General features: G+C 37.9%; 28 protein-coding genes and 1 pseudogene. 17 read left to right on the top strand and 12 right to left on the bottom strand.

Annotated features, from left to right (window positions below; genetic code table 11):
* Positions 1 to 265 precede the first annotated feature (265 nt).
* From ACHZEU_RS06845 to ACHZEU_RS06810, 8 genes are all read left to right on the top strand, one after another.
* Positions 266 to 1,096, top strand: a complete 831-nt coding sequence (locus tag ACHZEU_RS06845; RefSeq protein ID WP_404804266.1) for an ABC transporter ATP-binding protein — start codon at positions 266 to 268, stop codon at positions 1,094 to 1,096.
* A complete protein-coding gene (locus tag ACHZEU_RS06840) occupies positions 1,093 to 2,118 on the top strand; it encodes an ABC transporter substrate-binding protein (RefSeq protein ID WP_404804265.1) in 1,026 nt (341 codons plus the stop codon). The genes ACHZEU_RS06845 and ACHZEU_RS06840 overlap by 4 nt, the downstream gene beginning before the upstream one ends.
* A gap of 56 nt (positions 2,119 to 2,174) precedes the next feature.
* Positions 2,175 to 3,836, top strand: a complete 1,662-nt coding sequence (locus tag ACHZEU_RS06835; protein WP_404804264.1) for an ABC transporter permease — start codon at positions 2,175 to 2,177, stop codon at positions 3,834 to 3,836.
* Positions 3,829 to 4,899 (top strand): MBL fold metallo-hydrolase, encoded by a 1,071-nt coding sequence (locus tag ACHZEU_RS06830; RefSeq protein WP_404804263.1) that lies wholly within the window; start codon positions 3,829 to 3,831, stop codon positions 4,897 to 4,899. Before ACHZEU_RS06835 ends, ACHZEU_RS06830 begins: the two co-directional genes overlap by 8 nt.
* Positions 4,892 to 5,698 (top strand): hypothetical protein, encoded by an 807-nt coding sequence (locus tag ACHZEU_RS06825; protein WP_404804262.1) that lies wholly within the window; start codon positions 4,892 to 4,894, stop codon positions 5,696 to 5,698. Before ACHZEU_RS06830 ends, ACHZEU_RS06825 begins: the two co-directional genes overlap by 8 nt.
* Positions 5,699 to 5,855: 157 nt before the next feature.
* Positions 5,856 to 7,154, top strand: coding sequence for a M48 family metallopeptidase (locus ACHZEU_RS06820; RefSeq protein WP_404804579.1), 1,299 nt, complete (start codon positions 5,856 to 5,858; stop codon positions 7,152 to 7,154).
* Between the two features lie 87 nt (positions 7,155 to 7,241).
* Complete coding sequence (locus ACHZEU_RS06815) at positions 7,242 to 8,060, top strand: YitT family protein (protein ID WP_404804261.1); 819 nt, start codon at positions 7,242 to 7,244, stop codon at positions 8,058 to 8,060.
* Positions 8,061 to 8,140: 80 nt separating this feature from the next.
* The gene (locus ACHZEU_RS06810; protein ID WP_048389704.1) at positions 8,141 to 8,521 is read left to right on the top strand and encodes an MmcQ/YjbR family DNA-binding protein; all 381 of its coding nucleotides are present in this window, start codon (positions 8,141 to 8,143) and stop codon (positions 8,519 to 8,521) included.
* A gap of 39 nt (positions 8,522 to 8,560) precedes the next feature.
* Here ACHZEU_RS06810 and ACHZEU_RS06805 read toward each other — a convergent pair whose 3' ends face one another.
* The 6 genes and pseudogenes from ACHZEU_RS06805 to ACHZEU_RS06780 form a co-directional block, all read right to left on the bottom strand.
* Positions 8,561 to 8,902, bottom strand: a complete 342-nt coding sequence (locus ACHZEU_RS06805) for a GIY-YIG nuclease family protein (RefSeq protein ID WP_404804260.1) — start codon at positions 8,900 to 8,902, stop codon at positions 8,561 to 8,563.
* 18 nt (positions 8,903 to 8,920) lie between these two features.
* Positions 8,921 to 9,676: a DUF2087 domain-containing protein gene (locus ACHZEU_RS06800; RefSeq protein ID WP_404804259.1), complete on the bottom strand. Its 756-nt coding sequence runs from the start codon at positions 9,674 to 9,676 to the stop codon at positions 8,921 to 8,923.
* Between the two features lie 135 nt (positions 9,677 to 9,811).
* Entirely contained in the window at positions 9,812 to 10,687 is an 876-nt protein-coding gene (locus ACHZEU_RS06795) for an ABC transporter permease (RefSeq protein ID WP_404804258.1), read from the bottom strand.
* Positions 10,687 to 11,607, bottom strand: a pseudogene (locus tag ACHZEU_RS06790) (ATP-binding cassette domain-containing protein). The gene ACHZEU_RS06795 and the pseudogene ACHZEU_RS06790 overlap by 1 nt, the downstream one beginning before the upstream one ends.
* A gap of 6 nt (positions 11,608 to 11,613) precedes the next feature.
* Positions 11,614 to 12,015 carry a DUF3021 domain-containing protein gene (locus tag ACHZEU_RS06785; RefSeq protein WP_048389711.1) on the bottom strand — a complete coding sequence of 134 codons (402 nt, stop codon included), beginning with the start codon at positions 12,013 to 12,015 and terminating at the stop codon, positions 11,614 to 11,616.
* Position 12,016: 1 nt separating this feature from the next.
* Positions 12,017 to 12,466 carry a LytTR family DNA-binding domain-containing protein gene (locus ACHZEU_RS06780; RefSeq protein ID WP_048389715.1) on the bottom strand — a complete coding sequence of 150 codons (450 nt, stop codon included), beginning with the start codon at positions 12,464 to 12,466 and terminating at the stop codon, positions 12,017 to 12,019.
* Between the two features lie 205 nt (positions 12,467 to 12,671).
* On the opposite strand from ACHZEU_RS06780, the gene ACHZEU_RS06775 reads away from it, so the two are divergent.
* The 5 genes from ACHZEU_RS06775 (at position 12,672) to ACHZEU_RS06755 (ending at position 17,989) form a co-directional block, all read left to right on the top strand.
* Positions 12,672 to 13,700: an AbrB family transcriptional regulator gene (locus ACHZEU_RS06775; protein WP_404804257.1), complete on the top strand. Its 1,029-nt coding sequence runs from the start codon at positions 12,672 to 12,674 to the stop codon at positions 13,698 to 13,700.
* A 155-nt stretch (positions 13,701 to 13,855) separates the two neighbouring features.
* Complete coding sequence (locus tag ACHZEU_RS06770) at positions 13,856 to 13,996, top strand: RAxF-45 family protein (protein ID WP_004232534.1); 141 nt, start codon at positions 13,856 to 13,858, stop codon at positions 13,994 to 13,996.
* Between the two features lie 104 nt (positions 13,997 to 14,100).
* On the top strand, positions 14,101 to 15,900 hold the full coding sequence (gene abc-f / locus ACHZEU_RS06765) for a ribosomal protection-like ABC-F family protein (protein WP_404804256.1): 1,800 nt from the start codon (positions 14,101 to 14,103) through the stop codon (positions 15,898 to 15,900).
* A complete protein-coding gene (locus ACHZEU_RS06760; RefSeq protein WP_048389724.1) occupies positions 15,893 to 16,684 on the top strand; it encodes a GNAT family N-acetyltransferase in 792 nt (263 codons plus the stop codon). The genes abc-f and ACHZEU_RS06760 overlap by 8 nt, the downstream gene beginning before the upstream one ends.
* A gap of 570 nt (positions 16,685 to 17,254) precedes the next feature.
* Positions 17,255 to 17,989, top strand: coding sequence for a hypothetical protein (locus tag ACHZEU_RS06755; protein WP_048389726.1), 735 nt, complete (start codon positions 17,255 to 17,257; stop codon positions 17,987 to 17,989).
* 126 nt (positions 17,990 to 18,115) lie between these two features.
* Here the strand turns inward: ACHZEU_RS06755 and ACHZEU_RS06750 are convergent, their stop codons facing one another.
* Positions 18,116 to 18,493, bottom strand: a complete 378-nt coding sequence (locus ACHZEU_RS06750; protein WP_269898819.1) for a hypothetical protein — start codon at positions 18,491 to 18,493, stop codon at positions 18,116 to 18,118.
* Between the two features lie 154 nt (positions 18,494 to 18,647).
* Here ACHZEU_RS06750 and ACHZEU_RS06745 point away from each other — a divergent pair, with 154 nt between their 5' ends.
* Together ACHZEU_RS06745 and ACHZEU_RS06740 are read left to right on the top strand one after the other, a co-directional pair.
* Positions 18,648 to 19,178, top strand: coding sequence for a hypothetical protein (locus tag ACHZEU_RS06745; RefSeq protein WP_004232545.1), 531 nt, complete (start codon positions 18,648 to 18,650; stop codon positions 19,176 to 19,178).
* 15 nt (positions 19,179 to 19,193) lie between these two features.
* Positions 19,194 to 20,738, top strand: a complete 1,545-nt coding sequence (locus ACHZEU_RS06740; protein WP_004232547.1) for a flotillin family protein — start codon at positions 19,194 to 19,196, stop codon at positions 20,736 to 20,738.
* A gap of 36 nt (positions 20,739 to 20,774) precedes the next feature.
* On the opposite strand, the gene ACHZEU_RS06735 is transcribed toward ACHZEU_RS06740, so the two are convergent.
* Together ACHZEU_RS06735 and ACHZEU_RS06730 are read right to left on the bottom strand one after the other, a co-directional pair.
* The gene (locus ACHZEU_RS06735; protein WP_103117709.1) at positions 20,775 to 21,320 is read right to left on the bottom strand and encodes a GNAT family N-acetyltransferase; all 546 of its coding nucleotides are present in this window, start codon (positions 21,318 to 21,320) and stop codon (positions 20,775 to 20,777) included.
* 17 nt (positions 21,321 to 21,337) lie between these two features.
* Positions 21,338 to 22,162: a methyl-accepting chemotaxis protein gene (locus ACHZEU_RS06730; RefSeq protein WP_048389774.1), complete on the bottom strand. Its 825-nt coding sequence runs from the start codon at positions 22,160 to 22,162 to the stop codon at positions 21,338 to 21,340.
* Between the two features lie 299 nt (positions 22,163 to 22,461).
* Between ACHZEU_RS06730 and ACHZEU_RS06725 the strand changes: the two genes are divergently transcribed.
* Complete coding sequence (locus tag ACHZEU_RS06725) at positions 22,462 to 23,661, top strand: MFS transporter (RefSeq protein ID WP_404804255.1); 1,200 nt, start codon at positions 22,462 to 22,464, stop codon at positions 23,659 to 23,661.
* Positions 23,662 to 23,675: 14 nt separating this feature from the next.
* On the top strand, positions 23,676 to 24,404 hold the full coding sequence (locus ACHZEU_RS06720; RefSeq protein WP_404804254.1) for a sulfite exporter TauE/SafE family protein: 729 nt from the start codon (positions 23,676 to 23,678) through the stop codon (positions 24,402 to 24,404).
* A 52-nt stretch (positions 24,405 to 24,456) separates the two neighbouring features.
* Here ACHZEU_RS06720 and ACHZEU_RS06715 read toward each other — a convergent pair whose 3' ends face one another.
* The 3 genes from ACHZEU_RS06715 to ACHZEU_RS06705 form a co-directional block, all read right to left on the bottom strand.
* Positions 24,457 to 25,239 carry an enoyl-ACP reductase gene (locus tag ACHZEU_RS06715; protein WP_004232559.1) on the bottom strand — a complete coding sequence of 261 codons (783 nt, stop codon included), beginning with the start codon at positions 25,237 to 25,239 and terminating at the stop codon, positions 24,457 to 24,459.
* A gap of 164 nt (positions 25,240 to 25,403) precedes the next feature.
* Entirely contained in the window at positions 25,404 to 25,997 is a 594-nt protein-coding gene (locus ACHZEU_RS06710) for a hypothetical protein (RefSeq protein WP_404804253.1), read from the bottom strand.
* Between the two features lie 137 nt (positions 25,998 to 26,134).
* A complete protein-coding gene (locus tag ACHZEU_RS06705; protein WP_004232564.1) occupies positions 26,135 to 26,383 on the bottom strand; it encodes a ferredoxin in 249 nt (82 codons plus the stop codon).
* Between the last annotated feature and the right edge of the window lie 101 nt (positions 26,384 to 26,484).

Raw genomic sequence — 26,484 nt, 5'->3', positions numbered from 1 at the left:
CCTAAAGGAAATTAGAAAAAATCTTGTATTTGCTTTAGTTTATTAGATTTTTTTTAACGTGTTATTAATAGTAGATTAATATTTTCTAAATATCTGGAATTTATAGTTGTAAGTAACGAGGAGGATACTTATGATTATCTCTTTANNAANTCTCTACNCAAAATATGGGCAGTCTCAAGCATTGTGGCCGTTTGATGTGGAGTTAGATTAGCAATTTATTACGATTCTCGGACAATCAGGCTGTGGCAAAACAACTTTATTAACGTTGATAGCTGGCCTTGAACAGCCATCAAAAGGAGAAATACGATTTGATGACACCGTCATTTATTCTTCGGGGTCTCGTAAAAATGTCAAACCAACTAAGCGTAATATTGCCATGGTTTTTCAAGATTTTGCTCTATGGCCACATATGACCATCTTCCAAAATATTGCCTTTGGCTTAAAGGGCATTATTCCGAAATCAGCTATTCCTGAACGAGTCGAGCATGTGATGCGATTGGTAAAAATGCAAGGCTATGAGAAACGAAAGCCAGGTGAATTATCGGGTGGACAACAGCAGCGAGTGGCATTAGCTAGAGCTTTAGCGACCAAACCGCAATTAATTTTATTTGATGAACCTTTATCCGCTCTCGATGCTGTTTTAAGAGAGCAAATGCAAGATGAAATCATGCACCTCATTCATGAGCTTAATTGCCAAGCCATTTTCGTAACACATGATCAAACAGAGGCCATGACAATGTCTGATCAAATTATCGTTATGGAGGCAGGGAGGATTGCTCAAATTGGCTCGCCTGAGGAAATTTATCGTGCACCAGCAACGCCCTATGTGGCAGATTTTATTGGCAAAGTGAATTGGCTTCACAATCGACAATCAATTGTGCGACCTGAGGGTGTTTCGAGAATATCGCGTCCTGGTACGATTGCCAAACAAGCGCAGATTGTGAAAAGTACATTTGTTGGCGATCGTTATCTAGTACAAGCACAGGTAGAAGGACAGTATTGGAGCTTTTATGAGAAGCAGCCATTAGAGCATGGAAAAAGATTGCAAGTTTTTATTGACGAAAAACAAATCTATCAATTGGAGGGTTTACATTGAAGAAACGACATTTTAAATTATGGGCAACTGCTGGCATTTTATTGGTCYTAGCATTAGCTGGCTGTGGTAATAAAGAGGCAAAAGAGACGAATGAAGCAAGTGCAAAGACACAGGAGGAGAAAGTTCTGACAGTGTATTCTGCTGGGCCAGATGGTTTAGCTGCAAATATTCAGCAAGCATTTGAAGAAAAAACAGGGATTAAAGTGGAAATGTTTCAAGGAACTACGGGTAAAATTCTCTCTCGTTTAGAAGCGGAAAAAAATAATCCTGTAGCTGACATTGTTGTACTTGCCTCTGTTGCCTCAATGGCTGGGTTAAAAGCAACAGATCAATTGCAAAGCTACGAAGCGGCTAAAAACAAGGACAAAATTAACAGTGATTGGTCGGATCAAGATGGATATTTTTATGGCTACAGTGCCTCTGCTTTAGGTATTGCCTATAATACGAAAAATACGACACAGGCGCCTACGGATTGGTCTGATTTAGGAAAAGCTGATTGGCAAAATAAAATGAATATACCAGATCCAAGTCTGTCAGGCTCTGCTGTTGATTTCTTATTTGGCTACACAGCAGCAGAAAAAACAGCTTGGAGTACGATTGATAGTTGGAAGAAAAATGGCTTACAAGTCAATGGTGCGAATAAAGAAGCCTTGGATGCGGTTATTACAGGCGAGAAAAATGCCACGATTGCAGGTGTAGATTATATGGCTTATAAAGCAAAAGCAGACGGTGAGCCAGTGGAAATTATCTATCCGACGAGTGGGACAGTAGTTAGTCCAAGAGCAGTAGGTATTTTAAAGGATGCACAACATGTAGAATCWGMMCMMSSYTATGTTGATTTTTTATTGTCAGATGAAGGGCAAAAGCTAGTAGCAGATGCTTACTTATTACCAGGGAATAAAGATATTGCTGTGAAAAATCGTGCAGCATTAGATGAAATTCCACAGTTAACAGTTGATTGGATGGGTGCGGAAGCGAAACAGCTGCAAGTACTAACAAAGTTTACGGATTTAATTCGCTAAATAAAGGGAGGTTGATATACCTCCTTCTAGTTTTCATAGAGAAGGGTTGACATGTCATGATAATGGAAGGAAGACGAGCTTTTGGATTTTTACTGACAATTGTCATCATATTTGCTATCGCACCGTTGATGGCCATTTTATTTTATACCTTTATAAAAGAGGGACATGTTGATATATCACAGTTTAGTCGAATGTTTACACACGATAGAATATGGAAAACGCTTGGAAATTCGATGGTTTTAGGGATTTTCGTGATTATTGGGACAACAATTATCGCATTACCTATGGCTTTCATTCGTACGAAAACAAGTTTATATCAATATGAATGGCTCGATATAGTGTTAACGATTCCATTTATGACACCTCCCTATATTGGTTCGATGGGCTGGATTTTGTTTATGCAGCACAATGGTTTTTTACAACAGCTTATTCCAAGTGCTGCTTGGATGACAGATTCCTTCTTTTCCTTATTTGGCATGGTAGTGATCATGAGCCTACACCTGTTTCCGTTTTTGTATTTAATGCTGAAAAATACATTGCTTCGCATAAATGGCTCATTTTTAGATGCAGCGCTGATTTTTGGGCGAAGTTCTTTGCAAAATTGGCTAAAAGTTGTGTTACCTCTTTTACTTTCGAGCTATGTTTTGGGAAGTCTCCTTATTTTTATTAAGACGCTTGCTGAATTTGGAACGCCAGCTACATTCGGCAGTCGGATTGGGTTTCAAGTGTTTACAACCGAAATTCATTCCTATTTATCAAGATGGCCAGTTGATATTCGCATGGCAACCTCGCTATCCTTATTCTTATTGTCAGTTTGCTTAGTCATTTGGTATTTCCAAAATCTCATTGGACGCAAATATACATATGGTGTGCTATCAGGAAAAACACCTGCTAGACGTGAGATCAAGGACAAGTGGTATATAAAAACAGCTTCTTGGACTTTTGTAGGGCTTGTTTTATTGCTATCTATCGGCATTCCTTATTTCTCTATTATCGTGACCTCTTTGCAAAAGGTACGGGGAGATGGTTTACAGGCAGGGAATTTCAGTTTGGCTTCTTATCAAGAGGTCTTCACTAGTGGAAGTGCAGGATTGACAGCATTTTTAAATAGCATTGTTTTTTCTATCATGACGGCCTTGATAACCGCCATAATAGGTTTATTCATAGCTCTTTATATTAAAAAAGGAGAAACCAGAAAGCAGCAAATATTAGACTTCTTTAGTTTAATGCCTAATATTATTCCGGGGATTGTCTTTGTTGTAGGTTTAATTATGTTTTGGAATGCTCCTTGGCTTCCCGCAACAATTTATAACACAAAGGCAATGGTAATAGTCACATACTGTGTACTGTTTTTACCTTATTCGGTGCAGTATATAAAGTCTTCTTTTTCACAATTGGATGCCTCTATTTTTCAATCAGCTGCTATTTTTGGACGTAGTAACATTGCGGTTTATCGTCGCATCATCCTACCACTTTTGATGCAGGGTATTTTTACAGGAATGATGATGACTTTTATTATTTCAATGCGAGAGCTTGTAGCTGGCCTTTTAATTTTGCCACCATCCGTAGAGACAGGGGCAACCTTTATCTATAGCCAATTTGAGCAAGGTAATGTAGGGGTTGGAATGGCAGTAGCTGTTATAACCGTCCTTATGACTGTTATTTTTATGTTCCTATTGGGTTGGCTGCAAAAACGAGGAGGGCAGGCCAATGCTTAGTGTTGAAATTTTAGGTGGTGTAGGCGAATATGGGCGCAATTGTTTTTATATAGAAAATCAGAGGCAGGCCATTTTATTGGATTGTGGCATTATGAAAAATACACAAAAAACGCCACCAAATATTACATTTAATCATATTGAAAAGCTAGTTGCTGTCTTTATTTCTCATTCGCATATTGATCATGTAGGGGCATTGCCAATACTACAGAACATGGGCTATACGGGWCCGATACTAATGAGTCATACAACTGCTCAGCAGCTTCCACTGCTTATCCCACAAGTCAGAACTTTCTATCCAGATACGATTGGAAAATGGATAGAGGTCAATGAATATCTTGCCTTTCAATGGGGATATAGTGGGCATTTAATTGGAAGCGTGTGGTACAAAATTCGTTTTTTTGATGAAATGATTTTTTTCTCTGGTGATTATGTAGTCGATTCGTATTTATTAAAGGCGACCTTGCCAGAGGAGGATGGAACGGTTTATGATGTAGCGTTTATTGATAGTGGACATGCGGAAAAATGCATTCGAAATCTTGAGGTGTTACAGCAGATGGCTATGTATGTAAAGGCTCATCCCAATCATTCATTTATATTCCCCTCCTCTTTTTCGGGCAAAACAGTCGATATTATGACGTATCTTTCCGAACATACAACTCGAGCGATTAGGGTAGATGCCAAGCTACAACCTTTATTGGGGCATTATGATGAAGAACATGAAAATATTTGGCCGAATAAAGTGATGCTTTTAGAACGACTCAAGCAAAAACAGGACAGTGACCATGTACTGTATTTTGTCTCAGAGCAGGATGTGGCTCAAGTGGAGGAGCTTGCAAAGGATTATCCGACGGCAATTTTTGTTCATACAGGCTATTCTCGTCATGCTTACAATCCAGCTAGCTTAAAGCATATCTCTGAGGAGTTCTTCTATAAAACACATCCAGACTATTGGGATTTAGTGGAACTGTCACAGAGACTTCGTGCACGACAAACGATCTATTTTCACAGTACACATACAAATTTAACAACAACATTTCCGAAGGAGGAATTAAAGCGTGACTAAACTAAAAAAATGGGCATTTTATCTGTGTGTCTTGGGCTTGATAGTGATTAGTATGATGGGTGTGAATACAACACAAGCGAAAGCAGCCATTGAGCCAGGCCATGAAATTAAATTCAATATTAAACCTGAGATTTTTAACGAATCAGCTATTGTCCAGGCTTTTCAAGCAACTAAAAAGGATGACGTAAAAGTTTATTTTTATGATACGCTGGACCAATCGTTTCTACGTCATGACTATATACACCGCTTACGTGTATATAAGGGTAGTAATAAAATGGATATAACCTACAAAAAGCGTTTTTTAAACACACCTTTAAGTGAAGCAATGGCAGAAACAATGAATCATGGTTTTACTGGTTCTGAGTCAAATTATAAGTTTGAGCTAGATATTAAGGGAGATCATCGTACATTTACGATAAGCCGAAAGGAATCTTTGAAGACTTCTGCTGAAGTCTCTTATGATTCAGTTGCTACAAATGTTGCGAAAAAACTCATTCTTGAAAATGCGCCAAAGAAAATTGTAAATTGGAACTCCGRAGCATGGTATAAAAATACGTTGTCTCAAGTGGTCGTATATGGGCCTGCTAATGCTACGAACTATAAMGGAAGCTTWTTAGGACATGAAGCGGATATAGAGGTATGGCAGTACAAAGGCGATATTATGGTTGAACTTTCTACGAAGGTAGATGATGCGGCTCAAGCAGCTACTATAGAAAAGCAATGGTATGAGCAACTATTATCCACTGGCTATCTAAGCGGGGATCAACGTGGTAAAACGGCATTTGTTATGGATAAATGAATAGGACGATAATGATTTCGCCTCATATAGAAATGAGGCGAAATTTTTCTTTGGCAACAGAGAGATTAAAAAAGTAGGTCCATGTTTGTTCTAACTTTGATAATTTCGCTTACACTTACTATAGGACGAACTTTGGGTGATATGAGGGGGAAATAACATAGCGAAAAAAATGGGCATTGTTACACTACTACTTTTCGGTGTTTACGTGCTTTGTATGTACTGGTATATTTTCCACAGCGGTGGTGGTAAAATACCAAGTGCCTTACAAGGAACGGCGGCAGATCCAGTGATGTTTATGTCTGGCAAGGAGCTTTTTTTAAGTGGTGAATATTCAAAAATACGGAACTTTGTATTCTTTGTAGCCACACCTTTAGAATGGCTTATTTACTTCTTGATTTTACTATTGGGTGTATCTCGTTATTTCGAAAATGTGACGACCTCCCAAACGAAGTGGAAGCTATTGCAAAATGCGGGTTACTTATTCCTATTATCTTTATTGCTCTATATTGTGCTATTCCCACTTGATTATTATCKMTATCAKCTAAGCAAAAGCTATGGCATCAGTACACAAGCATTTGCATCTTGGATGAAGGATGGTGTCATTGATTTTTGGGTGAATTTTGGCACTAGCTTGATTATTGTTACGGTGATTTATTGGCTCATTAAAAAGAGCGAAAAAAGATGGTGGCTCTATGCTTGGCTTTTAACTATCCCCTTTACAATCTTTGTGATGTTCATTCAGCCAGTTGTCATTGATCCTTTGTACAATGATTTTTATCCACTAAAAAATAAAGAACTGGAAACAAAGATACTTTCACTTGCTACACAGGCCAATATTCCGGCAGAGCATGTTTATGAGGTCAACATGGCAGAAAAGACAAATGCTTTAAATGCTTATGTGACAGGAATTGGGAGCAATTCGAGAATTGTGCTATGGGATACTACATTAAATAGACTAACGGACAATGAAATTTTATTTATCATGGCACATGAAATGGGACATTATGTTGAAAAGCATATTTATTTTGGCATTGCAGGCTATTTATTCTTAATGTTAATAGGGCTATGGCTAACAGCGAAAATTATGCGTCGCTTGATTTCACGATATGGACAGGTTTTAAAAATTAATAAAATCAGTAGCATTCGTTCCTATCCATTATTTTTACTCATTACTTCTATTTTACTATTTGCTTCCAATCCAGTATCCAATTTTATATCGAGATATCAAGAAACGAGAGCCGATCAATATGCTATTAACCTTATGAATGATCGAGAAGCGGCTGTAACAGCATTTCAAAAGCTAACGATTTCAGGCTTAAGTGAAGTGAACCCGCCACTCTTAGTGAAGTGGTTCCGTTATACACATCCACCGATGCTTGAGCGAATCTATAAAGTTGCGGATACAGGGGAACATAAACAAAATATGCCTTTAAAGGAAGAACAGAAGAAAAAGTAAGAGGATAGGTTTTTCAGGAGAGTAAATTGGGTAGTCTATGACAAAGATGTATCAAAAATTGGTCGTTGATTGATAGGGGATAGCATTATGCGAAATGTGATTATAATTACACTTTCTTCCATTTTAGTGGCCTTTGCCTATAATTATTTATTGATTCCCCATGAAATCTTGAGTGGTGGGTTGAGTGGTATTGCCATCATGCTTGGGATTATTACCCCTTTAAATACAGGCGTGTTAAATTTACTGCTTAACCTACCTTTACTGATTTTAGGTGTGATGAAGCTCGGCAAGCGATTTATTAGCTACACCATTCTTTCGGTGGCTGTGTTATCAGTGAGTTTATATATTATTCCAATACACAAAGCGACACAAGAGCCAATCCTCGCGTCCTTATTTGGTGGTGTTATTGTAGGGTTTGCAATGGGCATGATTTTCCGAGCAGCTGGCTCCTCAGGGGGCTTTGATATAATTGCTATGCTACTTAGCCGGAAACGTGATTTTCCGCTCGGTACGTTAATTGCCGCTATGAATGGAATCGTAGTGGCTGCTTCTGGCTTTGTCTTTAGCTGGGATGCGGCGTTGTTAACCCTTGTGTCCATTTATGCAACTGGAAAAGTAGTGGATACAATTCATACGAGCCATATTAAATTAACGCTGATGATTATTACGAGTAAAGGGGGCGAGGTCAAACAGCAACTATTAGAAAAGCTACATCGTGGAGTAACGATTATCGATGCAAAGGGAGCGTATTCAGGCGAGGGTCGGAAAGTATTAATTACTGTTATTACGCGTTACCAACTAGCTGATGTGAAAAGCACGATTAAGGAGACTGATCCAAAGTCGTTTGTGAATATTTTACAGACGACGGAAGTAATCGGGATGTTTGATCGTGGTACAACTAAATAATGCTATTCTCTACACACGTTTTAGGTTATACTTACCATAATCGAACGTGTGTTTTTATTTGAGGGGACGGGATTGTAAAGATGGAAAAAGAAATAATTCATGCTTACTGTATACAGCTTCATGGAACAACGTATGACTATCAAGAGGAGTGGCAAGCAGATCGCTATCATATCGGTGGAAAAATGTATGCCATGCTTGGAGGAAATAGAACAGGTAAGCCTGTTCTTACATTGAAATGTGAGCCTTCTCGAGCGGAGGAATTACGAGAAGCCTATGCAAGCATTATACCTGGTTACTATATGAATAAAACCCATTGGAATTCCATTTATATGGATGCTGAGGATGTCCCGATGGATTTGGTAGAGAATCTTATTAAGCATTCGTATGAACTTGTTTTCAATAAATTAACGAAGAAAGCACAGCAGGAAATTCAATTGATTGGCAACCCATCAAACAAGTAATGAATAGCGCATTTACCTTTTTGGCAAATGCGCTAATGACTAATTATAACCATGCTCACCATAAGGTTTTAGTGTCTCAAGCCATTTTTGCTCCAGCTTTTCGAGCTCTTTTTTTTCATCGAAATAGCCTTCTTCTTTTTTCTTTAAATACTCAACGATTTCCACCTCAAAAGCTTCTTGACCATATAAATTGTAATCTGCCTGAAGCACCTTATTCGTATGTGTATTGGTTTTTAGCATAAATTGAAAGCCATTTAAACGCKTTAAATTATTAAAGCTCCCCACAAATAATTTGCCTGTTTGTGTATTGGTCATTGTAAAAACGCCAGCTTCAATTTTCATCTCTTTATACATTTCTTTTAACTCTTTTTTATGAKCCATTTTTATTAACCTACTTTCTTATTTTTTTACCCAATAGGCACTGCCATCTGCTTTCCGKTCAARAAAACCGWATTMAATTAAGTAACGACGTAWGTGAACATAGTCTTCATACATCGGTTTAATCACTTCATTTAATTCTTTTTCAGTATAATGCTTTTCTTGGTCAAAAAGATTTGCAATTGCACGCAGCACTACAATTTTCTGTTTTTCGCGCTTTGGAAAGCGAACCAGTTCCTTGCCAACACCGTTTGGAAATAGCTTCTCTAATAATTGCTGTTCTTCCGTGAGGGTAACGTTATAGCGATCGTCGACCATAGTAGCTGTTTTATGAATAGGCACAAATGGTTCCTCCTTCTGATCTTGTTCTTTTAGTAACTCCATCATCACCATCAATGTTTTGGCTTGGCGTTCCTTTTCTTTTAAAGCAAAACGGTGATGGCGAATCGTGGTGGCACTGCCAATCTCTAATTCTTCTTTTATCTCCTGATCTGATTTTCCCTCATAAAATAAGCGTAAAATATGACTTTGATGTTCTGTTAAGCCTGTCATTTTTTTATTGAGACCGTTTAAATAATGAAAAACAGAATGGTGAGCCAATGTAATATGGTGTCGCATCATTTTCTCTGCTTCATATAATAAGCCCTCTTGAGGATAAATAATGCCTTTTTCTACTTTTTCACCGCATAGTAGGCACGTGAAGTGTGTCGCTTGATCGATATATCCCTTTTTTAGATCATCGATAGGAGCTTGCCAAAATAATTCATTTACATCCATTGCAATCCCTCCTTGATTTAACATTTCAACTATTAATTTGTTTGTTATTTWATATTTNNTCTAACAAAATGTTTGTATTAAAGCAATAAAAAACACATCGTATTCTAAACGATGTGTAAAATGGTTGGCTCATATTTAGTTATACTTTCTCTTAAATAAGATCATAGATGCTAGAGAAAGAACTACAATTGTACAGACAATCACAATTAGACTTGTTGTGGAGCTAAGTATATGTCCATTTAGTTCATAAACAATGCCATAATTCATTTTATAATCTTCCACATAAGAAACGGGCACACCATCAAAGACATTTGCAATAGAGCTCTCCATAAATGCATTGCGTAATAATAGTKTTGTATGGCTAATTGGAAAGTACATGATTATATGTTGTGCAAAGCTTGGTAGAGCTCCAAGAGGTACATAAACACCACATAAAAATCCAAGTAATGTACCAACAATTGTGCCGAGTGTTGAGAAAGCATTTTGGGTCGACACAAATAACGAAAGAAATAAATTAAAAACACTCGCAAGCAAGACAGATAAAAACAGTATGCTCAATACCTGAATAAAATCCCCAAAACTTAGAATCTTACCTCCCGTTGTGACAATAAAGATTTCACAGCCAAGGAGCGCAATAAAGGAAAAAATACAGCCGATAATAAATGCATTGAGCACATAGCTCAACTGAATAGTTGCACGAGAAAGGGGAGCTGTTAAAAAGTCGGCTTGTACTTTGGATTCTTGGTCTTTAACAGCGATACCATAGGCACCAAGTGTAGTCGAAACAGCAATCATGGATAGTAAACCTGCTACTAGCCACTCATTGACCATGGTGATCAATTCAGGTGTAGCTTCTGTTAGTTGTTCAATGGCATCTACCTGCATTTTTTGGAGAAAGACAGCGTACAACACAATGACAATAATGACTGACAGTAGGGAGAAGAACACCTGTGTTTTATCCCGTCTAAATATTTTGTTATTACGCAGAACTAGACTAATTAATGCTTCCACTACGCAACCTCCTCCTCTGCCATAATATGAAGAAAGACATCATCCATTGATCCTTTAATGACTTCGAAGGAGGCGATAAGTGGCTCAGCTTTTTTTAAAAGGGGAAGTGCTTGTAAGGTAGACGTTAAACGGATGGTGTATATCCCTTGATTCTCTGTGTAGGAGATCGCATTTTCCTCAAGAAACTTCACACCCTCCTGTGCATTTTGAAAAACGAGAGCCATTGAATCATAGGCATATTTTGTTTTTAGTGCATCGGGCGTTCCCTGTGCGACAATTTTACCTTGCTTTAAGACAGTGACTTGGTGAGCGACTGCCGCTTCCTCCATATAATGGGTCGTTAAAAAAACAGTCATATTGGTTTCCCGTTGTAGCTGCTTAATCGCCTGCCAAACAAATTGACGTGTTTGTGGATCTAAACCCGTTGTAGGTTCATCCAGAAATAAAATACTTGGACGATGAATCAGTGCACGAGCAATATCTGCTCGCCTTTTTTGTCCCCCTGATAATGTTCCATATTTTTTCTCTTCAATATCCTCTAAATGCAAATAGGTGGAAACAAATTGATAGTTATCGGTAAGYTGTGCTTTCGAWAAACCATATGTTTTACCTCGATGGWGGATATTTTCACGTACAGTTAATCGCTCATCTAATAGACTTTGCTGGAAAACGAAACCAATAGAKTWACGGAKWTYCGYRKKCYMRKTGYTKGTATCAAGAGACAGACCATTAATAGTTACTTGAGCACTCGAKTTTTTTAGTAAAGTACAAAGTATTTCAATCGTTGTAGATTTACCTGCACCGTTWTMACCTAAAAAAGCGAATAGGGTGCCTTGTTCGACTGTAAAAGAAATACCTTTGACAGCTTGCTGTTCTCCATACTGTTTACATAAATTTTCAACTTTTATCGCAAACGTCATAAGTGGTTAATCCCTTCTCTTTTGAATTTCTTTATTGATTTTTTCAATATCATTTAATTGAAGAACATATAGAATACACCAAACAATCAAGTAAATAATGGCTTCAGCAATAAGTACATACCATACACCTGAATCAAACCAACTACCAAAATAGCCTGCGGTTAGTACACATGCTGTCACCGCTACTAAATGGAGAAGAAGCTGAACTGTAAAAGGCAATTGCTCCATATCAAAAATGACGGATAGCAAACCAATGGCAATGCCAAGGATGGCCGCGATAACAATTTGCTCCAATAATTCTGTTCCTGAGGCCACCGCATTATTTGATAGGACGCTAAGTGTCACTAAGACATAAGAGGAGCTAAGGGAAATGAGTAGACCGATAATCATCATGCGTAAATACTTCATGCTATGAATCCCTCCCAATACCTAAGTGTCTCTTTAATTCTTTTAAATATTTTCGGCTGACATGAATGGCTACGTCATTTTCAAGTAATAGCTGTGTAGTGCCGATTTTGCCCATTTGAATAGAGGATATTTTATGGATATTGACGAGTGTAGACTTACTCACGCGTACAAAATCTTTGGCTAGCTGAGCCTCAAGCTCATATAATTTTCGCTTGGACTCAAACTCTTGCTCATCTGTCTGTAAAAATACTTTGGCATCCTCTGCGTAAATGGAATAAATATCGGAAATTTTTAAGAGATGAATTTCTTGTTGGTCATACCCATCTAGCATAGTAGTTTGGGATGCTTGAAGCTGTCTCATCAATCTTTCAATTTGCTCATTATATTCCTTGGCATGAATATGAACCTCAGTTTCCTCGAGCTCATGATTGATGGTTAAATGAATTTTCATAGGAGGCCTCCTTTAAAAACGCAGAATCAGGTATTACTAATGTAGCATAGAAAATTTTAGCAAGGATAAATTGTTCGATAAGAGGTTTTATTTGTTGGATAACAGGTTCTTTTTCAACGATAGCAAACAGCTCAAAAGTCGGTCCAGTAGAAAAAACGGTTTATAAAGGTCATAATAGGCTTATCGAGTTGAAGGGGTTGCTACCATGTTTATTTTTGATAAGCATATGTTCATCACATTATGCATTGGTTTAATAGGTGCTGTAGTTTTTCAATTTTTCCATATACCGATGCCTTGGCTGTTAGGAGCGATTACAGCGGTGCTCATCGTGCAGCTATCCACCAACGTCCAATTAAAATGGCATCATTCTTTCCGCAATTTTGGTTTAGTCGTAGCAGGTTATTCTATCGGCTATGCCTTTACACCAGAAGCTGTACAGGACATCAAGCTTTTTTTAGGAAGCATGGTCGTGTTAAATATCATATTTATTTTGTTGTTTTTTGCGGTAAGTTTCCTTGTTGCCAAGCGGACAGATTTAGATTTTGCGACTGCCTTAACGTGTTGTGTTCCTGGGGGCATGTCGCAGGTTGTGGCATTTGCGGAAGAGCAACAAGAGATGGATATGGTGGTCATCACATTCTTTCAAATCCTTCGCGTTCTTTTAATCGTTGGCTTTGTTCCTTTAATGGTGGCAGGGGCAGGTGGCAATAGTTCTATGATTGATGGAACATACACATGGAACCTTGTTGGCATACTTGTGGTATGTGGTGGCGCAGGGTGGCTAGCACAAAAGCTAAAAATTCCAACAGGCTATATGCTAGGCCCAGTGTTTTTACTAATGGGCGTTAATATGGCAGGGATAGAAGTGCCAAAATTACCATTATCGCTTCTGCATATTGCTCAACTCATGCTAGGAATTTATATTGGATTATTATTAAAAAAAGAGGATTTACATTTATCGAAGAAGCATATCTTTTATGCGTTTGTTTCGGCGGGCATTTTTATTGGGGCAGCCTATGGTTTAACATTTGTGATGGCAGCGTTGTACAGCCTTGATTTTAGGACAAGCKTTTTAAGTATTGTTCCTGGTGGTCTTGATCAAATGKGGATTATTGCCGYTTTGGTCCATGCAAATGTCACGATTGTCACGGCCTTTCAGATTTTTCGTGTACTAGTTGTCTCGATTTTTCTGGTGCCTGTGGTAAAAGTATTTGTAAGAAAAGTGAAAACATGATGGGGCTATGAATCAACCTCTCATGTTTTTCTTTGTGCGAATTTCGATCAAATAGAACTTTTGAATAATGATAAATGAACGTTAAATTTTCCCTTTCCAAATAATCCGAATAATGTTATGATAGCCATAACTACTATGAACGGAGGTGAGAAGGMATGAATAAAAACGCTACGAAAACATGTGTAAAAGTGGATACGGCTATGTATTTTGCACGTGTGATTACTTTCGATTTTGCGAACAACGGGATAGGTCTGTCCATTTTTAAGCAAAATCAAATAACAAACGTAGCGAATTAACCATTCTTTTTCACACATTTAATTGAGAAGAGGACTGCTTGTTAATGAGCAGTCTTTTTTGTGTTCTAAAGATGTTTTCGCACGTTTCAKTGGAGGAAAAAACGATGYAAATGAAAGCTGAACAAATTCAAAAAATTATGGGTGGCAATATATTATTCGAGAACCTACAGCTAGAGGTAAATAGTGGTGAACATGTGGCGATTGTTGGTGTAAATGGCAGTGGAAAAACGACTTTATTACAACTGCTTGCAGGGGTAGAGATACCTGACAAGGGACGAATAATTAAAAGTAAAGAAGCGACGATTGGCTATTTACATCAGATTCCACATTATCCACTCCATGCTGTGAAAGAAGTGCTGGAGGAAGCATTTGCGGATATTTATGCAATAAAGGCAAAAATGACAGCACTTGAGCAAGAGATGCAGTCGACGGTCACGGATAAAATATTACTACAATATGGGCAATTGCAGGAGCAATTTATGCTATTAGGGGGCTATGAAGTAGATGCACAGCTAGCAATGATTGCAAATGGACTAGGTATTTCAGATATGCTAGAGCAGCCATTTAGTAGTTTAAGTGGTGGGGAAAAAACAAAGGTTATGCTTGGACAAATTTTATTGAAAAAGCCCTCTATTTTGTTATTGGATGAACCAACGAACCATCTGGATATGCAAGCTATTGAGTGGCTTGAACATTATGTGCGAAACTTTGAGGGGATTGTCATTGTCGTATCCCATGATCGTCAATTCATGAATCAAGTAGCCCAGAAGATTATTGAAATTGAGGATGGGGAGGCTTTTACGTATAACGGCCATTATGATGCCTTTATAGCACAAAAAGAAGCAAAAATTGAGCAACAGTTTGCAAATTATGAAGAGCAACAAAAGAAAATTAAAAAGATGCAAGAAACAATTAAACGATTAAAGCAGTGGGCAAATGAGGCGAATCCACCAAACGCATCCATGCATCGACGTGCAAAGAGTATGGAAAAAGCATTAGCACGTATCGAGCGAGTAAAGAAGCCCCTCACTAAAAAGAAAATGAATTTAGCTTTAACGATGGCTGAACGCAGTGGTAAAGAGGTCGTGCTTTTGCAAGCCATTGATCATGGCYWKRMWAAGCCTTTATGGAAGGAAAGCAATCTAGCTATTTATTTTGGCGAAAGATTAGCGATTGTTGGGAGCAATGGTAGTGGAAAATCAACATTATTAAAAATGATATTAGGGGAAATCATTCCTAATCAGGGAGTGTGTCAGATTGGAAGTAATGTGAAATTTGGATACCTTTCCCAGCAATTTGAACATCCAAATCCTGCTATACGATTAATTGATGCCTTTCGTGAAAGTGTCGCCGTGTCAGAGGCGGAAGCTCGCCATATACTCGCACGATTTTTGTTCTATGGCTATGATGTCTTTAAAAAAGTGAAGGACTTAAGTGGTGGAGAAAAAATGCGTCTTCGTTTAGCACAATTAATGCATGAGGATATCAATGTCTTAATCTTAGATGAGCCAACGAATCATTTAGATATTGAAGCAAGAGAAGTATTGGAAGAGACACTGGAATCCTTTGAAGGCACGATTATTGGGGTGTCACATGACCGCTATTTCTTACAGAAAATTTTTACGAAAACGGCGTGGATTGAAAACCAGACTATTCAAGTTTTTGAGGGAGATTATGAGTGGGCTAGAGAAAAACGACAGGAACTTGCAATGAAAACGATTGAAAAACAACCAGTAAATAAAACGCAGCCACCTAAAAAAGAATTACCGATTGAACAACAAATTGAAAAATTAGAGACAAAACTACAACAACCATCGCTTGCTAAAGAACAACGGCAGAAGCTTGAACTTCAATTAGAAAATTTATATGAAAGATGGTTAGAAGGGGGCACAGAGCATGTTTAATTTAGAACGCATTATGCAGCTTGATATAGAGTATGTGAAGAGTTTCAGTGAAGTGGAGGTTTGTAAGGAGGGGGTCTTATTTTACAATCAGGCTATCCCAACCTATTACGATGCAAATCATGCACAGATTTGGAGAAAGGTTGAGCAACCGGATTTATTTTTACACGACATCAAAGATTTCTACCAATCAAAATCTCTGATCCCACGGATTTATTTATATAATCTAGAACAAAATCAGCTATGTATAGAGGCATTAGAGACGCACGGCTTTCAATATGAGCATTTTGTTAATGAAATTCAGTACTGGGATGGTGAATATGCGATACTTCCACCTAATCCTGCCATTCAAATTGAGCGTGTAACGGATGCAAATATGGAGGAAGCATTAGCAGTAGAAATGAGCATTTCTGCATTTGGGGAGCCTTCATTAATAAAAAAGGCATTTGAGCAAACCTATCATTCGTCACATTTTACGTATTATCTACTAAGACTAGATGGGGTGGCGTGCTGCTCAGCAAATATTTTTGTGTCAGAAAATCAAGGTAGGATTGAAAGTGTTGCAACAACTGAAGGCTATCGTGGTCGAGGTTTAATCGGCTATATGCTGCAGCATATTCAACAGCAATCAGTCAAGCTGGGATTGGACGATCTTTGGATATTACCAATTAGTGAACAGGTTGCCAAAGTCTATGAGAAGGCAAATTTTAAATCGGTGGGCTCCATGGCATCGATTCATGCGTTTACTGAAGGGAAGAGCATTCAAGATATCCGCCAACAGGCTTAAATAGCTACACATAAAGATCGCCAAATTCCTGTAGTGCTTACAAGGAATTTGGCAATTTTTTAGAACTGTACTTGTCAATTTTGATTACAGGTTGCTTTAATGAAGGGATGCTTTAAAATATAATCAGCAAAAATTATTTCCTGCTCCTGTAGAACGATAGCTGCTCATTACGACATCAAATTCCTCAGGCCTCAGTTAACAGCATTGTTTTTATCCATTGTTTGATATAAATTTGCGAGATGCAACATACACGGGTTAGTTGGAGAAGGTGGACCATTCATTTTTGCGATGAATGCCTATAAATGGAGGTGGGAGCTGTTTTATTGGAGCTTCTGTTACTTATTTTAATCGTGTAGTATATGTCTAATCGTTTGCGAATGAAACTTGTTAAAGGATAAGTAGGAATGAATGAAAACTAGTAAAATCCTGAATAGTATCGACTATTCGGGATTTTTGTTTTATTGTTAAAAAGAAGGATTTTCAATTATTAAAAGTTTTTTACTTGAAAAAATGTCGTATTCGATTTATTGTCTTTAGAGATACTTGTTTAATGGACTTGGAGGATATGAAATGCACGGAATTTATATACGCTATAATGTCTCAGATGAAACCCAAGCAGCACAATGGCCCAAAAAAATGGATGCATTTGCGTATGTTCAACGAGAAAAACCACAACAAGACAATGATAACTTGCTGTCAAAAGAAGAGCTAAAAAACCATGCCATTCGCTATATTAAAAGCTTGAAAGACAATGCAAGTGTCCATTTAGTAGAGCAGCGCAACGGTGAAATTGAACATTTTGATCGACGCTACATGGAGTCATTAAAGTTAAAGGAAAGCATCGATTCCCAACTTATTAATCTAGAAGAAATACGCTTATTATTGCAATTAATGAATGTCTTGAATTTATCCCATGCTTTTGGAGAAAATGCTGGCAAGCTACTTCGTCAAATAACGCCATATGCCAAAGAGGTAGAACATCCAACATTCCAAACAACACGCGTTGAGCGCCATTTTTATTCGGAGCTAATTGAACAAATTGAAATGGTTTACGCACGAATTATGCGTCAGCACAACCCATCGACAACGGAAATGCAGCAATCAGAAAAGCTCTGGACAACTGTCTGTGAGCAAGCAATAGAAAAAGTAGAAGCACGAATCGAACGTTTATCATCTATTAAATTAAAGCATGAGAAAAATTTACTAGAGTTTAGTCACTTAAAACAGCAAAATATCGAAGCGAAGGAACGCTTAGATCTAGCTGTCCATGAGCTGGATGCCATTTTAAATGTATTAGAATCATAAGAAAAGCATGTCTCTGTCAAAATCGGAGACATGCTTTTTATGTTGTCGTCGGATAGAGGGACAAAAGTGACGGTAAGCAGTGCGAAAGTGGTGGATAGCTTCGTAAGATTGACGGATAGCTGTGCTTTACTTCGCTTTCTCCTCTGTTTGATCCCGCTTAGTTTGGCGTGAAAGGCGGATTAAATCCAATCCAAGAAGCACAACAATGATATAGAATAGAGGACTTGTGAACGATAGGCCAATTTGTGATTGACCGCCAAGTAATGTTAAAACAATCCATAATCCAACTGTATACAATGTTAATCCGATATAAGCCTTTTTTGATAATCTTTTATATCTACCCTTGTCGAAGGCTAGCTGAATGATGACAAGCCCAACTAATATAAGCAATATTATTTTTTTAGTCAGCATCGCAGCAATAGCTGTATCAGGGAAGAAATCATTAACGAATAATAACGTGAAAAATATTAAAATTACAAAATTTAAGATTGTCGAAAGCTTCATGCCATTTCTCCTTAGTTGTCAGAATACTTTTCTATTGTAACATGGTTCTAATGAAAGCAAAAAATAATACTTTAAAGAAGAGTTTGAAAAATTTTGAAACTTTTCCTGAGGTACATCCGTATAGTAGGTAATATGATGAAAAGGGGTGAGCAACTTGACGCTATTTGGCTATTCACTCGAGCAGATCTTTTTGGTGGTTTTGATTTTCGCTGGCCTTGCCACAGTATTGGTTATGTTTTTTGGTGATGCAGTCGAAGGTATTGGGGAAGGACTACCCATTTTTAATCCGAGTGTCATTCTATCTTTCATTACGTTGATGTCAGCAGCAGGTTTTATTTTAGAAAAACTAGCCTGGTTCTCTAGCGTTTGGAACATCATTGCTGCATGTATCATCGGTGCTATTTTAAGTTCCATCTTTTATTTATTTGTTCTCGTTCCGCTACGTTCCGCTGATGTTTCTTTAGCTTACACAGAGGAATCGCTAGGCGGGCAATTAGGAAGAGTTATTGTGCCAATTCCAGTAGATGGTTTTGGCGAGGTTGTTATCGAAACGACAAGTGGCATGATTTCAAAACGCGCAACGGGCTATGATAATGAAGCTATTGACTATGATGAAACCGTACTTGTTGTGGATGTGAAGGACGGAACACTTTTTGTTAGAACGTACGAGAAAAAATTTGTTTAAAGGAGAGATATGTCTATGTCAACTGATATCTTAATTGTTTTAGGAATTGTAGCATTTGTATTAATTGCCCTAGTCGGCTTATATGTGACAAAGTATCGTACGGCGGGTCCTGATGAAGCACTGATTGTGACAGGTAGCTATCTCGGCTCTAAAAATGTACATAAGGATGAGTCGGGGAATCGCATTAAAATCATTCGTGGGGGCGGTACATTTGTATTCCCTATTTTCCAACAAGCACAGCCGTTAAGCTTACTTTCTAGTAAACTAGAAGTGACAACGCCTGAGGTGTATACAGAGCAAGGTGTTCCTGTTATGGCAGATGGTACAGCCATTATTAAAATTGGCGGTTCCATTTCAGAAATTGCGACAGCAGCAGAGCAGTTTTTAGGCAAGCAAAAAGCAGAGCGCGAAGGGGAAGCACGTGAAGTATTAGAAGGTCATTTACGTTCCATTTTAGGATCTATGACGGTTGAAGAAATCTACAAAAACCGCGATAAATTCTCACAGGAAGTTCAACGTGTTGCTTCACAAGATTTAGCAAAGATGGGTCTTGTCATTGTATCCTTCACGATCAAGGATGTACGAGATAAAAATGGCTATTTAGACTCACTAGGGAAACCGAGAATCGCACAGGTAAAGCGAGATGCTGATATTGCGACAGCAGATGCAGAAAAAGAAACACGTATTAAACGTGCAGAAGCGTCTAAGGAAGCACAAAAGGCAGAACTAGAGCGAGCGACGGAAATTGCAGAAGCAGAAAAAGAAAATCAATTAAAAGTAGCTGAGTTCCGACGTGAGCAGGATATTGCCAAAGCGCGTGCTGACCAAGCGTATGAGCTTGAAACTGCTCGTGCTAAGCAGGAAGTAACGGAGCAAGAAATGCAAATTCGCATTATCGAGCGTCAAAAGCAAATTGAATTAGAAGAAAAAGAGATTTTACGTAGAGAAAAGCAATATGACTCTGAGGTTAAAAAGAAAGCAGATGCAGATCGCTATGCAGTGGAGCAAAATGCTGCAGCTGAAAAAATGCGTGAGCTTGCACAGGCTGATGCGGAAAAATATCGTATTGAATCATTAGCAAAAGCAGAGGCAGAGAAAATTCGTTTGGATGGTCTTGCCAAAGCTGATGCAGAGCGAGCACAAGGGGAGACGGAGGCTGATATCATTCGTTTACGTGGTCTGGCTGAAGCTGAAGCTAAACGTAAGATTGCCGAAGCCTTTGAATACTATGGTCAAGCAGCTGTACTGGATATGGTTGTACGCATGATGCCAGAGTATGCAAAAGAGCTTGCAAGTCCACTTGGCAATATCGATAAGATTACAGTGGTCGATACTGGTGGTGGAGAGGGAAGTGGTGCGAATAAGGTGACATCTTACGCAACCAATTTAATGTCTACACTTCAAGAAACATTAAAAGAAACTTCTGGTCTCGATGTAAAAGAGCTGATCGAGAGCTATGCTGGGAAGCACACATTGCGTCCAGAATTAGAGCAGATTGCTTTAGGACTTGAAAAAAAGCAAGCACCTGAAGAAACGAAAGAAGCGGTAGAACAATCCTAACAAAAAACGACCTGATGATCTCATCAGGTCGTTTTTTTATAGTTGTTGCTGCCATTCACTTACAAGCATGCCATAAATAACGTGATTTACATAATGATCGTAGAGCCATTCTGCAGCTCGAATGGTTCCTTCTTGCATGAATCCAAGACGTTCTGGGATTGCGCGACTTTTGTGATTGGCTTCAGCAACACGAATTTCAACTTTATGAAGCTTCAATGTTTCAAAGGCATATTGCAATAAAGCTTTTACCGTTTTCGTCATGATGCCATGTCCTTGTGCTCCTTCGCTCAACCAATAGCCAATAGTGCCGATTTTATTGCTCGGGTTAATCGCGTTAAAGCCTGCAATGCCAACAATTTCATTTTTAAAGAGAATGACTAGGGAGAGGCTACTGTTCGCTTCATGGCCCTTAATACAGCCCTCAATATAGGCTTTTGTATCCGCCAGTTCTTTTGTGAAATCTAGCCATGGTAGCCATTCTTTCAGATATTCCCTCGAGGCATCCGTTAATGCAAAAACCTTCTCTGCATCTTCAGGTGCGATCATCCGTAAAGCTAAATCTTGGTTTATGGTAATTTGCATTATTGTTCACCTCATTATTATTTTAACGCATTGTGCATAAAGCCTTTCATTTCTCGGCTAAGTAAAGTTAATTCTTCTATAATTTCGCTGAAATCCTGTACGAGCTGTGCTTGCTCATTTGTTGCATCATTGATTTGTCCCATATTTTGCTTTAGATTATCTAGATTTCTATTGATATTCCGTAATGATGATTCTATATTTTCGGTAGCACTAGACGTCTCAAAGGACAGCTTTCGAACTTCCTGTGCCACAATATTAAAGCCAGCGCCGTGCTGTCCAGCACGTGCAGCCTCGATGGATGCGTTTAAACCTAATAAATTAGTTTGGCGAGATATACTTTTAATTAAATCTGTCACGGCATTTGTTTTTTCAGAGTCCTCTAGGGCATGCTGTGCCTGCTTATTAATTTCCTCACTAGTGGCTGCTAATTCCTCAGAATGAGAAGCGATTGTATGTACTTTATCCTGTAGACTGTTGACGATCTTATCCATCGTAGCCATATAATCTTCAAGTTTGAGCTCATTATCTATTGGTAAGCCAAAAGCTAATGCACCTACTACTTGACCATTTTCACGAATGGGGAATGAAAAAGCATTGATTGCTACACCGTAAACATCCTCTGGTATCACCACATCTGCATTTTGTCCATTAAAGGCGATGAAAACATTTTGGTCATTGGCGTTAACTTTTTGTCCATCATGGTAGCCGGAATCCACACGTTTACCTGCTAAGTATTTAACGACTGTTTCATTTTCCTTTTCAACAACAGCTACAATGGCTTCTTGTTTTAATGCTAGATGAATATAAGGTGTTGCGAGGGCTAAAGCTTCAATAATTTTCATAAAAATTCCTCCAAGTCTCGTCAATGAAAATGGTTGTGTCATCTGTCTTCATTGTGACAATGGTTCTAGATGATTACTTTTACTGTAGCACAATATTTGCCAAGTCAAAATAGCTATTTATATTTTTTATTAAAAGAAGAACATACAAATCCGAAGTGCTTTTATTTGTCAATTATTATTTTTTTGCAGCGGTGAAAATGAAGGCCTTTTTGTCTATTTTTTGACAAGGAGACGTGTGTTTTGCGAAATATTGTATTAGAATAATAGTAGCATGTGGAAGAAGTTAAGGAGAGAGTTTCATGGACTATATACAAAAGGGTACGAGGGCGTTTCATAAAGCGAATTGGGCCTTATTTTTAGCAGGCTTTATTACGTTTGCTAACCTATATGTAACGCAGCCATTACTACCAACATTTTCAGAAGCATTTCACGTCTCACCAGCTGTAGCAAGTTTATCTCTTTCAGTAACTACCTTTGCATTAGCGGTGAGTTTAATAATTGTCAGTTCGTTATCAGAAGCATGGGGAAGAAAATCATTGATGACGATTTCTATTTTTGCAGCTTCTGTCCTGACACTAGCTCTTGCATTTTCACCTAACTTTGAAATAATTTTAGTTTTACGTGTTGTACAAGGCATCGTTTTTGCAGGTTTACCAGCAATCGCTATGGCTTATTTGGGAGAAGAGATGGAACCAGCAAGCKTAGGGGTTGCCATGGGCTTATATATTAGCGGTAATTCAGTAGGGGGACTTAGTGGACGAGTTATTATTGGTACCTTAACGGACCATTATAACTGGCATACAGGCATGATGGTACTAGGAGGAATCAGCCTGCTAGTTAGTTTATTGTTTGTCTGGATGTTACCAAGCTCCAAACATTTCAGCGCGCGACCTTTACAATTAAAAGCATTGACCAAAACCCTACTGCAACATTTAAGAGATCCTTGTATGCTGTGTCTTTATGGGATGGGGTTTCTTTTAATGGGAAGCTTTGTCACACTTTATAATTATATTGGCTTTAAACTAATGGCACCTCCCTATAATTTAAGTGCCACAATTGTAGGTTGGATATTTGTCATTTATTTAGTTGGGACATTTAGCTCGGCATGGTTTGGCAGTTTAGCCGATCGTTATGGTCGCCAACGAATGCTCTTACTGGCCATTGCCATTATGTTAGCTGGAGCTATAGTAACGCTCAATGGGCTACTTACTTTAAAGATTATAGGGATAACCGTTTTTACCTTTGGCTTTTTTGCATCTCATTCAATTGCAAGTGGCTGGGTGAGCAAACGAGCATCCCACGATAAAGCACAAGCATCTTCTCTCTATTTATTTTTCTATTATTTTGGTTCAAGTGTTGGAGGAACAGTAGGAGGCGTTTTTTGGATGAAATATGGGTGGATGGGTGTTATAGTGATGATTGCTCTGTTTTTATTCATTGCTTGTGTCCTATCATTTTTATTAAAAAGATTCATTGTTAGACAACGTATCACAACATGATGTGAGGTGTCATTTTGCAGGAATTACTTTTCTATTTTTTCATTATCCTAGCAGCTTCTATTTTACAAACCAGTACAGGTTTTGGTTTTTCCGTTATGGCTACGCCTTTTTTACTGTTGCTTTTTACACCACAAGAGGCGATGCAAATAAATATAATACTGTCCCTTGTTATTTCATTTTCACTCATATGGAAGGTGAGACATGATATTGATGTAGCGTTGCTTAGTAAGGTGATGATCGGTAGTGTTGCAGGTGCTCCTTTTGGTAGTATACTATTTGCCTTAGTCGATGTGACGACATTTAAGCTGCTCATCGCTATCCTTCTTATAGGGCTTACGATTCTATTGATTAAAAATTTCTCTATTCAACAAACAAGGAGTAGAGATTATGGCGTTGGTTTTATATCAGGTATGTTCACAACAAGTATTGGGATGGCTGGACCACCACTGTTGCTCTATTTTGCGAGCACACATAGAAATAAAGAAACCATTAGAGCTGTTTCACTAGCCTACTATATATTTATCTATCTAATTAGCTTACTTTCTCAAGTCATTTTTGAGGGTACAAGTAAAATGGTTTGGATATATAGTATGTATGCTTTGCCAATTGTTTTCTTAGGACTTATTTTTGGACAAATGCTATTTACGCGATTAAATCAAAAATTGTTTAAAATCTTAATTTATTTTCTATTAGTAGCAGCAGGCTTAATTTTGTTGATCCAAAGTTTATGGACAATGCTATAAACAACAAAAAGAAGTATGGAAGGATAATACATCCTCCCATACTTCTTTATTGTTAACCCATAATATTGTAGCCAGCGTCGATGTAGATCGTCTCACCAGTCACACCACGTGATAGGTGAGATAGCATAACAATCGTCATATCTGCTACTTCGTCTTGTTGAACATTACGTTTTAAAGGAGCTGTTTCTTCAATTTTGTGTAAGATTGTGTTAAAAGAAGGAACACCTTTTGCAGCGAGTGTACGAATAGCACCAGCTGAGATAGCATTGACGCGAATATTATCTTGGCCAATATCAGCAGCAAGATAGCGCATAGAAGCCTCTAATGCAGCTTTTGCAACGCCCATCACATTGTAGCCATCAAGTACTCGTTCTGCACCTAAGTAACTCATTGTAACGATAGAGCCACCCTCTGTCATGTATGGATGAGCTGCTTTTGCAGTGGAAATAAGTGAATAGGCACTTGTATCTTGTGCGAATGCATAGCCTTCTCGAGTTGTTTCAAGGAAGCGGTTGTGTAAATCTTCTGCATGCGCAAAAGCCACTGAATGTACAATCCCATGAATAACGCCAACCTTTGAGCCTATTTCTTCAAAAGCTGCTTTTGTGCTGTCGTCACTATTCACATCACATTGAACAACAAGAGAATCGGATTGTCCGATATTTTCTAATTGTTTTTGTAATTTTTTTAATGAACGTTCTTGACGATAAGTGAAGATGACATTTGCACCAACGTCAAATAAACGTTTAGCAATGCCCCAAGCAATACTGCGATCATTTGCTACGCCCATGACAACAATGTTCTTATCTTTTAATTGTAATAAATTATCCATCATTATGAAGAAMTSYYWTSTKARMTWATAWYRKTMMTTAGAAAAAATTACTAAAAACTTATCATATAGAAAATATCGTTGCAATAACAAGATGAAAAGAGAAGTAGTTTAGAGAGCAAAAAAAATTCATCTCTTTACAGTAGAGACGAATTAAAAAGTGTGCTATTTTATTTTGTTACATAATGATCATACATATCTACTGCTCGATTAACAGCACTACTGACAGTGATTCTAAAGCAATTTTGTGACCGAATGACCTGTGCCAATATTTTGATTGCTCTTGTTTGATTTTTATGGAATAAAGCATTGTCTGTTTGAAAATCATCGTCTAAAAAGGCAAGATAATAAGGTATTCGATTTTGTGGTTTTAACAAATCAGATTCTGCACTTTTTTCAAGTGTATCGTACACCCATAAATCGATGGCATTTCCTAAGTGGAAGGCTGCAAAATACTGAAAATCATCATTCACACATTCTTTTACTTTCTGAATTATTTGAATTTTTCGGAGCTCATCTAATAAGAATGTATTGATGGAATAATAGATGGCTTTAGAAGGATTTAGAATGAGCTCATCGGTCTGCTGCGATTTTAAGAAAACCCAGTTATTTAACACGTTTGCCCATGCGTCCACATTATTCAAACATTTCGCACAAACATCTGGAAATATTGATTGCCACTTTGCAGCAAGATTTTTAAATCTATTCATATGGTCTTGATCAATATAAAATAAACTATGCTCAACTTGTAACTGCTCAAACATTCACATTCCTCCAATAGATTGGTATGTATAGCAATGGACCATATGCCTATTATCTTGATGCAAAAGATAGCCAATATTTTAATCAATAAGAAGGCATCCCCTGAAGGATGCCTTTTAAGATATACATCAACGGAAGACTATTCAAATTTTAATGAGTCACCATCGAATGTTTCATCTGCTACTTTGATAGAGTCTGTTGGACAACCTTCAAAAGCGTCTTGCATATCTTCCAATAGATCCTCTGGAACTTCAGCAGTTCCCATGTTATCATCTAAAATAACGAAGGCAATGCCTTCATCATCATAATCATAAATGTCTGGCGCTGCGGCTCCACATGCGCCACAAGCGATGCATGTATCTTTATCAACTATTGTGTATTTAGCCATTTTATTCTCTCCTTTAACGATGTTCCTACAAAGCTTCATACTCATTTTAAAGATGTTTATCTTACATTTCAACTTAAATACTATTAAATTGGAGGAATTTG

The organism is Lysinibacillus sp. S1 (genome assembly GCF_044986265.1).
Lineage (GTDB): Bacteria > Bacillota > Bacilli > Bacillales_A > Planococcaceae > Lysinibacillus > Lysinibacillus capsici.
Note: the sequence above shows the minus strand (reverse complement) of the source record. Positions and strands in the feature narration are given on the sequence as shown.